Below are 714 nucleotides of genomic sequence, written 5' to 3'. Positions count from 1 at the left end.
CTTCGCGCCGTACGCCAAGGTCGTGCACGCCGACATCGACCCGGCCGAGATCGGCAAGAACCGCGCCGCTGACGTGCCGATCGTCGGTGACGCCCGCGAGGTCATCGCCGACCTGATCGTGGCCGTCCAGGCCGAGCACGACGCCGGCCACAAGGGCGACTACAGCGCCTGGTGGAAGGACCTCAACCGCTGGCGGGAGACCTACCCGCTGGGCTACGAGCAGCCGGACGACGGCAGCCTGTCCCCGCAGCAGGTCATCGAGCGGATCGGCCGGCTCGCCCCCGCCGACACCATCTACGCCGCCGGCGTCGGCCAGCACCAGATGTGGGCCGCCCACTTCATCAACTACGAGCAGCCCGCCACCTGGCTCAACTCCGGCGGCGCCGGGACCATGGGCTACGCCGTGCCCGCCGCGATGGGCGCCAAGGCCGGCCGGCCGGACCGCACGGTCTGGGCGATCGACGGCGACGGCTGCTTCCAGATGACCAACCAGGAACTGGTCACCTGCGCGCTGAACAACATCCCGATCAAGGTCGCCATCATCAACAACGGCGCGCTGGGCATGGTCCGCCAGTGGCAGACCCTCTTCTACAACCAGCGCTACTCCAACACCGTGCTGCACAGCGGCCCCGCCGAGATGGCCAGCGGCGCCGGCAAGCCCTCGGCCGGCACCCGCATCCCGGACTTCGTCAAGCTCTCCGAGGCCATGGGCTG

Annotated in this window: 1 protein-coding gene; it reads left to right on the top strand. The window is 70.2% G+C overall.

Annotated features, from left to right (window positions below):
- On the top strand, window positions 1–714 hold a 714-nt coding region (locus tag IG62_RS0140960), incomplete at both ends, for a thiamine pyrophosphate-dependent enzyme (protein ID WP_030816374.1).

Source organism: Streptomyces sp. NRRL S-337, from assembly GCF_000720175.1.
Classification (GTDB): Bacteria; Actinomycetota; Actinomycetes; order Streptomycetales; family Streptomycetaceae; genus Streptomyces; species Streptomyces siderophoricus.
The sequence above is the reverse complement of the archived record's forward strand: the minus strand, read 5'-3'. Positions and strand labels throughout refer to the sequence as shown.